Origin of the sequence: Brevundimonas sp. UBA7534, from assembly GCF_002479325.1 — a bacterium.
GTDB lineage: Bacteria > Pseudomonadota > Alphaproteobacteria > Caulobacterales > Caulobacteraceae > Brevundimonas.
Genome location: NZ_DLMO01000183.1, coordinates 1 through 7,918, shown reverse-complemented (window position 1 = coordinate 7,918; position 7,918 = coordinate 1). Strand labels below are relative to the sequence as shown.

Genomic DNA, 7,918 nt, shown 5'->3' with positions numbered 1-7,918 from the left:
GCCAACTCGGCCAAGGCCATGCGCGGCCAAGGGATGGACGACGTCATCTTCGCCGGGGCCGCCGGTCGTCCGCCGCGCAGCCACGCCGAGGTCCAGCTGACCATCGACAACGGCCAGCGCCGCGCGCCCCAGCCCTTTACCGACAGCCCCGTGCTGGAGGTGTCGCGCCGCATCGACCGGGGCCAGGGCTCGACCTACCGCATCAACGGCAAGGAGGTCCGCGCCCGCGACGTGCAACTGCTGTTCGCCGACGCCTCGACCGGGGCCAACTCCCCCGCCCTGGTCCGTCAGGGGCAGATCTCTGAACTGATCGCCGCCAAGCCGCAGAACCGTCGCCGCATCCTTGAAGAGGCCGGCGGCGTCGCAGGCCTGCACACCCGCCGGCACGAGGCCGAACTGCGCCTCAAAGCGGCTGAGACAAACCTGGACCGGCTGGACGACATCGGCCGCGAACTGGAGACGGCGCTGAACCGCCTGAAGCGAGAGGCGCGCCAGGCCGAGAAATACAAGAAGATCAGCGCCGAAATCCGCGCCCTGCAGGCCGCGCTTCTTTACGTCCGCTGGAACGACGCCAGGGTCGCCGCCGAAGCCGCAGCCCTGGAACTGCGCCAGGCCGACCAGTCGGTGGCGGGGACCACGACCGCCGCCGCCACCGCCCAGACCGCCGCCCTGGCCGCCCAGGAGGCGTTGAAGCCCGCGCGGGAGGAGGACGCCGTCGCCTCGGCCCTGCTGCACCGCGCCAGCCTTGAGCGCGACCGGCTGGACATGGCCGAACAGGCCGCCCGCACCGAGGTGGAACGCCTGAAGGCCGAAACCGCCCGCCTCGCCGCCGATGCCCAGCGTGAGGAGGACATGGCCGCGGACGCCCGCCGGGAACTGGACCGGCTGGACCACGAACTGGATAAGCTCAAGGCCGAGATCGCCGCCGCCCCGGAGCGCGGCCCCGAATTGGACAAGGCGCTGGCCGCCGCCGAGGACGCCCGAAAGCTCGCCGACGCCGAGGTCGAACGACTTGCCGGAACCCTGGCCGCCGTCGAGGCGCGCGCCAACGCCGAGACCGCGCGCAAGCGCGACGCCGAGGCCCGGCTGTCGCGCGTCACCGGCCAGTTCGAGCAAGCCCAGCGAGAGCGCGAGGCGCTTGGTCCGCTGAAGACGCCCGACCTGGAGACCGCCCGCTTGGCGCTAGAGGCGGCCCAGACCGACCTCGCCGCCGCGCGCGACGCCGTGGAGGCCGCCGAGGCCCGGCGCGGTGATCTGGCCCGCGCCGAACAAGAGGCCCGGACGACGGCGCGTGAGGCGGAAGACCGCCTAGGCCGACTGCAAACCGAAGCGCGGGGCCTCGCCCAATTGCTGGTCACCGGCAAGCGCGACCACCCGCCCGCCCTGGACCGGGTGCGCGCCGACAAGGGCTATGAAGCCGCCCTGGCCGCCGCCTTGGGCGACGACCTGGATGCGGCGCTGGACGCCAAGGCGGCCGCCTATTGGGGCGGGGCGGAACCGCATCCGCCGACCTGGCCCGACGGGGTCGAGCCGCTGTCCGCCCACGTTCAGGCGCCGGAGGAACTGGCCGCCCGCCTGGCTCTGTGCGGCGTGGCGCTGAAGGCCGACGCCGCCCGGTTGGCTCTGGTTCTGCCCCCAGGCGCCCGCCTGGTGACGGTCGAGGGCGACCTGTATCGCTGGGACGGCTTCGTCAGCCGCGCCGAGGCGCCCCGCCCCGCCGCCGTCCGCCTGGCCCAACGCACCCGCCTGGCCGAGCTGGAGACGGAGATCGACCGGGGCAAGCCCGCGCTGGAGGCCGCGCAAGCCGCGCAGAAGGCCGCCACCGAGGCCTTCCGCGCCGCCGAGGAGGCTGTGAAGACCGCCCGCCTCAAGCCCTTCGTCGCCGACAAGGCCGTCGCCGCCGCGCGCGACCGGGTCGAGAGCCTTGCCCACGAACAGGCTCGACGCGAGGCTCGGGCCCAAGCCTTGGACGACACCGTGGCTCGACTGGGGGCCGAGGTCGCCGAGGCTCGGGCCGCCTTCGACGCCGCCCAGTCGGTCGAGGCGCCGTCCGAGACCCTGGCCGGGCTGCGCGAGGAGCTGGCTGTCGCCCGCGCCGTCGCCGAGACGGCCCGCGTCGCCGCCCAGACCGCCCGCTCGGACCGCGACGCCGAGGCGCGCGACCGCCAGGGCCGCGAACAGAGGCTGGGCGCCCTGACCCGCGCGCGCGACGGCTGGATCGGGCGGTCGAAGGACAGCGCCGCCCGCGTGACCGCCCTGGCCAAGGACGCCGACAAGACAGCCGCCCTTTTGACCCAGGCCGAGATCGCGCCCCGAGGCTTCGCCGAACAGCGCGGCAGGCTGCTGGACATGCTGAGCGACGCCGAGCGGCGCAAGCAGGCCTCTTCCGACGCCATGGCGACGGCCGAGACCGAGGCGACCGAGGCCGACCGCGCCGCCCGCGCCGCCGAGGCCGCGGCCGCCCAGGCGCGCGAGGCGCGCGCCGGGCTGGCCGCCCGGTCCGAGGCCGCCGCCGACCGGCTTAAGGAGGCGGAGGCCACCGTGCGCGACACCGCCCAGATGTCGCCCGAGGAGCTGGGGCGCAAGCTCAGCGACGACGCCGTCGCTCGCCCGCCCGACGCCGCCGGGGCCGAGAGCCTGCTGTTCGGCCTGGAGCGCGAGCGCGAAGCCCTGGGCGCCGTCAACCTGCGCGCCGAGGACGAGGCGGTCGAATACGGAGAGCGCCTCAGCGCCATGAAGACCGAGCGCATCGACCTGACCCAGGCGATCGCCAAGCTGCGCGACGGCATCGACGAACTGAACGCCGAGGGGCGCGAGCGGCTGATCGCCGCCTTCGACGTCATCAACACCAACTTCAAGACCCTGTTCGAGGCCCTGTTCGGCGGCGGTCAGGCCGAGCTGAAGCTGGTCGAGAGCGACGATCCGCTGGAGGCGGGGCTGGAAATCTACGCCTGTCCGCCCGGCAAGCGGCTGTCGGTCATGAGCCTGATGAGCGGCGGCGAGCAGGCCCTGACGGCGGCGGCGCTGATCTTCGGCGTCTTCCTGGCCAACCCGGCGCCGGTCTGCGTGCTGGACGAGGTGGACGCGCCGCTGGACGACGCCAACGTCGACCGCTTCTGCCGGATGCTGGACGAGATGAGAAACCGCACCGACACCCGCTTCATCGTCATCACCCACAACCCCGTGACCATGAGCCGGATGGACCGGCTGTACGGCGTCACCATGCCCGAGCGCGGCATGAGCCAGCTGGTGTCAGTGGACCTGCACCAGGCCGAGACGCTGGTTGCATGATCGCCCTGCTGCTGGCGCTGGCGGGTCCCCAACTGGTCGAGACCGGCGTGGGGCGGTTCGCGCAGTTCGCGGATGTGGGCTCCATCGAACGGGAGGGCGACGTGGCCCGGATGCGGAGCCTGCAGGTGGCAGAGCAAGGCTTTCATGTCGGCGATGTGCTGTACGTCGGCGGCTGGTCGTGGTGGGCCTTCGACTGCCGGGCGAGGACGGCGGACCGGCTGGACTTCGCTTCCCTTCGGGAGGACGGGGTCGAGGGGCCGGCGACGCCTGATCCTGCTCCGGCGTATGACGCCGCGCCTGGCGGGGACGCGGCCGAACTGCTGGCCGTTGCGTGCGGCGAGAGGCGTCCAGAGCGCGCCCTCACGCTGGACCAGGCGATCGAGCGGGGGCAGTCGGCGCTGGCGGACTGACTCTTGCGTCTCCCTCCCCCTGCGGCCATTCGATCCGGTCGCGGGGCAGGGCTTCGGGGCATTGGTCGCGCATGAAGGCCATCAGCTTCTCGCGGATTTCGCAGCGCAGGTCGAAGGCGATCGCGGCGTTGCGGGCGCTGGCCAGGACGCGGACCTGGAGCACGCGTTCGGTGATGTCGGTCACCTGCATGACCTGAACGTCGCCGTCCCACAGCTTCGAGCCCTTGACGATGTCCTCGAAGGCGGCGCGCAGCCGGTCGATCGGCGCTTCGTAGTCGACGTAGAAGAAGGCCGAACCGATCAGCCGGGCGTTCTCGCGCGTCCAGTTTTGGAACGGCGTGGTGATGAAGTAGCTGAGGGGCAGGACCAGGCGCCGCCAGTCCCAGATCTTGACCACCACATAGGTCGAGGTGATCTCCTCCACATTGCCCCACTCGCCTTCCACGATCACGGCGTCGTCGATGCGGATGGGCTGGGTCAGGGCGATCTGGATGCCGGCGACCATGTTGGTCAGGATCGGCTGCAGCGCCAGACCGGCGATGATGCCGACCACGCCGGCCGAGGCCAGCAGGCTGACGCCCCACTGGCGGAAGCCCGAGATGGTCATCAGCGCCAGGCCGACGGTGACGATGAACAAAATCACCTTGGCCACCCGCTGCAGGATGCGGGTCTGGGTCAGATGCTTGCGGGCGACGAGATTGTCTTCGGTGGCGATGTTGAACCGCTTCAGGTGCATCACCGTCCACATGTCCAGCGCGCCCGACGCCAGCCAGCCCAGGGTCAGGATGAACAGGAAGACCAGGATGTCGCGAATATCGGCGGACGGGCCGGGGTCCATCGGAGACACGGTGACGCCGATGCCGACGCCGATGATGATGATCAGGACGCGCAGCTTCAGCCGCGCGCGTTCGACCAGGCCGCGCCAGAAGACATCCCGGTTCTTCACCACCCGCCGCAGGATGGCGAAGGCGATCTTGTGCGTCAGCCAGCCGCCGCCCACGAAGACCAGCAGCACCAGGGCGATCACCGCCCATTCCGGCAGCCAGTCGAAGCGGCGCCACAGCGCGATGATCTCGCGGGTGAGATTGGTGATTTCGGGAGGCATCGCTTCCTAACGCTCCAGAGCCGTTCGGGTTGATTGTCTCTTCCCCGTCGCGAGGCGATGGGGAGGCGGCGCGGCGCGCAGCGCCGTGACGGAGGGGTTCTTGGCGCGACGCCGGCGATCAGTGCGATTTGAAAAGCCCCTCCACCACTTCGTGGTCCCCCTCCCCACTGCGTGGGGAGGAGACGTCACGCCGCCGTCGCCTCCACCAGATCGGCCAGGCGCTGGGCGGCGTCGGGGATGGCCACGGAGCGGGCGGCGGCGGACATGGCCGAAAGGCGCGCCGGGTCGGACAGGACGCCTTCCAGAGCGGCGGCCAGGCGATCGACGGTCAGGTCGTCCTCCAGGATCACCTGGGCGGCGCCGGCGTCGACCAGGGCCTTGGCGTTCAGCCGCTGGTGATCGTCGGTGGCGATCTTGAGGGGGATCAGGATCGACGGCAGGGCGGCGACGGCCAGTTCGGCGCAGGTCGAGGCGCCGGAGCGGCCCACCACGAGGTGCGCGCGACCCAGCCGGTCGGCCATGTCGCGGAAGAAGGGGGCGACCTCGGCCTCGATCCCGGCCTCCAGATAAATCTGGCGGGCGGCTTCCAGCGTTTCCGGGCGCGACTGCTGCTGCACCTTCAGACGGCGGCGGATCCCCTGGGGCAGGGCGGCCAGGGCGCGCGGCGTGGTCTCGGACAGGATGCGGGCGCCCTGGCTGCCGCCGGTGACGAGGACGTGGATAGGGCCGTCTTCAGCGGGGGCGGCGTAGGGCCGGTCGAACAGGGCGCGGATGTCGGCGCGCACGGGCGAGCCGACGACATGGGCGCGGCCCTGAACCGCCGCCGGAGCGCGTTCCAGCGTCGGAAAGGACGAAGCCACCGCCTTCACATGGGGCGCCAGGGTGCGGTTGGTGCGGCCCAGCACGGCGTTCTGCTCATGGATCACGGTCGGCCGGCCCGAGACGACGGCCGCCACCAGCGCCGGGGCGGAAGGGTAGCCGCCGAAGCCCACCACCACGTCGGCGCCCAGCCGGTCGAAGGCCGACCGGGCCTGCATCACCCCTCGGAAGATGGCGACGCCCGCCTTGACCAGGCCCAGCGGGCCGGAGCCGGTCGCGGCGTCCAGGGCCAGCCGCTCCTCGGCCGGAAAGGCGTGGGCGTACTGTTCCCCGCGATGGTCGGTGGCCAGCACCACGCGCCAGCCGCGGGCGGCCATCTCTCGCGCCAGGGCCTCGGCCGGGAACATATGGCCGCCGGTGCCGCCGGCGGCGACGACGCAGAGCTTGGTCATGAAGGGCTCCGAAAAAACACCGTCTGAATAGTCTGAATCGTCTGAAATCCGGACGAGGGAGAGGCAAAAAGAGAGTCTGAATCGTCTGAATAGTCTGAAATCGGTCCGCCCCTCCTCATCGTCATCCTCGGACCCGACCCGAGGATGACGGTGTGTGGCGCGAGATGATCGCACGGTTTTGGGGAGCGGTAGGAAGATCGTCGCGGTTCACCGCCAGCGTGCTGATTTCCCTCATGTTCCGGCGCGAAAAAAGGATCGTATCCCTCGCTTTCGTCATTCCGGGCGCAGCGAAGCGCAGACCCGGAACCCAGCGGCGCCGAAGGCGAAATCCATCCGCCGCACGACGTCCGAAGGCCTTGTCCGCGACAGGGTCGCGCTCGCGCGCGCCGCTGGGTCCCCCGGTCGCTTCGCGCCGGAGAATGACGAAGACGGGGCTTGGGTCAGAGCAGCCGCCGCCGGGGACCCGGCAGGCTGGCGCCCGGCTCATAGGCGCCGGGGCGGCGGCGGGTCAGGGCCAGGGCGAAGCCCATCGTCAGGCCCATCGCCAGCATGGACGAGCCGCCATAGCTGATGAAGGGCAGGGTCATCCCCTTGGTCGGGATCAGGTTCAGGTTCACCGCCACATTGATGCAGGCCTGAAGCCCGATCAGCATGAACAGGCCGGCCGCCGCCGTCTGTTCGAACGAGTCGTTCAGCTTCATCGCCCGGCGCATGCCCCGGATGACGATAAAGGCGTACAGGCCGATCATCAGCAGGCTGAGGACCAGGCCGAACTCCTCGGCGCCGACGGAATAGATGAAGTCGGTGTGCAGGTCGGGCACGTGGCGCTTCATCACCCCCTCGCCCACCCCCCGGCCCAAGAGACCGCCCGCGCGGATGGCCTCGGACGCGGCGTCGATCTGGTGGGTGTCGGTGCTGTCGGGCGAGAAGAAGCGGCTGAGCCGGTCGCGCATATGGCCGAAGACGAAGTACAGCGACACCAGCCCGGCCATGCCCAGACTGGCCAGGACCGCCATCCATTTGAACGGCACCCCGGCCATGAAGAAGACGGCCATGAAGGTGGTGGTGATCAGCAGGGTCTGGCCGATATCGGGCTGGATCAGCAGCAGGCAGACCGTCAGGGCGTAGAATCCGAAGGCGATGGTGACGCCGGGCACGCCCTGGCCCTTCTGCGCCTCGGCGAACATCCAGGCGGCGAAGACGATCAGGCCGGGCTTGGCGAACTCGGACGGCTGAAGACTGAACGGCCCCAGGTTCACCCAGCGGGCGGCGCCCTTCACCGTGTCGCCGATGAACGGCAGGGCCATCATCACGACGATGGCGCCCAGCAGCGCCAGCAGGGCGATGCGCCGGACGCCGCGCGGCGACATCAGCGAGGTCGTCAGCATCGTCACCAGGCCCGCGCCGGCGAAGACCAACATCCGCCAGGAATAATGGAAGGGGTCGGTGATCGACTCGTCGGCGAGGATAGCCGCCGGGCTGGAGGCGAAGCTGAGCGCCACCCCCAGGGCCATCAGCGCCAGGGCCGCGCTCAGCAGGCCCCGGTCCACGGTCCAGAACCAGCGGGCGACCAGGCTCTGGTCGTTGCGGGAGAAGGCGGGGGTGTAGGCGGCGCTCATGACGCGGTCTCCGGCGTGGCGCCGAGGGTGAGGGCGGCGGCGCGGAAGGCCTCTCCGCGCGCCTCGAAGTCGGGATACTGGTCGAAGCTGGCGCAGGCGGGCGACAGCAGCACGATCTGCTCGCCGCCCGCGTCGGCCGCGTCGCGCGCGGCTGCGGCGACGGCGGCGTCGATGGTGCGGGCGATGACGTGCGGCGTGTCGCCCAGCGCGGCGGCGAAGGCG

The 7,918-nt window shown here is 71.1% G+C and carries 5 protein-coding genes and 1 pseudogene; 2 read left to right on the top strand and 4 right to left on the bottom strand.

Going from position 1 to position 7,918, the window contains the following annotated elements; all coding sequences use genetic code 11:
• Window positions 1-3,291 (top strand): chromosome segregation protein SMC (locus B2U11_RS15400; RefSeq protein ID WP_292073050.1); only part of this gene is annotated, 3,291 nt, incomplete at its 5' end.
• Complete coding sequence (locus B2U11_RS15395; RefSeq protein WP_292073049.1) at window positions 3,288-3,701, top strand: hypothetical protein; 414 nt, start codon at window positions 3,288-3,290, stop codon at window positions 3,699-3,701. The genes B2U11_RS15400 and B2U11_RS15395, both read left to right, overlap by 4 nt.
• On the opposite strand, the gene B2U11_RS15390 is transcribed toward B2U11_RS15395, so the two are convergent.
• From B2U11_RS15390 to murD, 4 genes and pseudogenes are all read right to left on the bottom strand, one after another.
• Window positions 3,652-4,806 carry a mechanosensitive ion channel family protein gene (locus B2U11_RS15390; protein WP_292073047.1) on the bottom strand — a complete coding sequence of 385 codons (1,155 nt, stop codon included), beginning with the start codon at window positions 4,804-4,806 and terminating at the stop codon, window positions 3,652-3,654. The genes B2U11_RS15395 and B2U11_RS15390 overlap by 50 nt on opposite strands.
• A gap of 185 nt (window positions 4,807-4,991) precedes the next feature.
• Window positions 4,992-6,077, bottom strand: coding sequence for an undecaprenyldiphospho-muramoylpentapeptide beta-N-acetylglucosaminyltransferase (murG, locus tag B2U11_RS15385; protein ID WP_292073046.1), 1,086 nt, complete (start codon window positions 6,075-6,077; stop codon window positions 4,992-4,994).
• A 440-nt stretch (window positions 6,078-6,517) separates the two neighbouring features.
• A complete protein-coding gene (ftsW, locus tag B2U11_RS15380; protein WP_292073044.1) occupies window positions 6,518-7,696 on the bottom strand; it encodes a putative lipid II flippase FtsW in 1,179 nt (392 codons plus the stop codon).
• Window positions 7,693-7,918: pseudogene (gene murD, locus B2U11_RS15375) on the bottom strand (UDP-N-acetylmuramoyl-L-alanine--D-glutamate ligase); the annotation flags it as partial. The pseudogene murD and the gene ftsW, both read right to left, overlap by 4 nt.

Excerpts from the sequence above, each read along its gene's own strand:
- B2U11_RS15395 (WP_292073049.1), top strand. The coding sequence starts at position 3,288 with ATGATCGCCCTGCTGCTGGCGCTGGCGGGTCCCCAACTGGTCGAGACC.
- B2U11_RS15390 (WP_292073047.1), bottom strand. The coding sequence starts at position 4,806 with ATGCCTCCCGAAATCACCAATCTCACCCGCGAGATCATCGCGCTGTGG.
- murG (WP_292073046.1), bottom strand. The coding sequence starts at position 6,077 with ATGACCAAGCTCTGCGTCGTCGCCGCCGGCGGCACCGGCGGCCATATG.
- ftsW (WP_292073044.1), bottom strand. The coding sequence starts at position 7,696 with ATGAGCGCCGCCTACACCCCCGCCTTCTCCCGCAACGACCAGAGCCTG.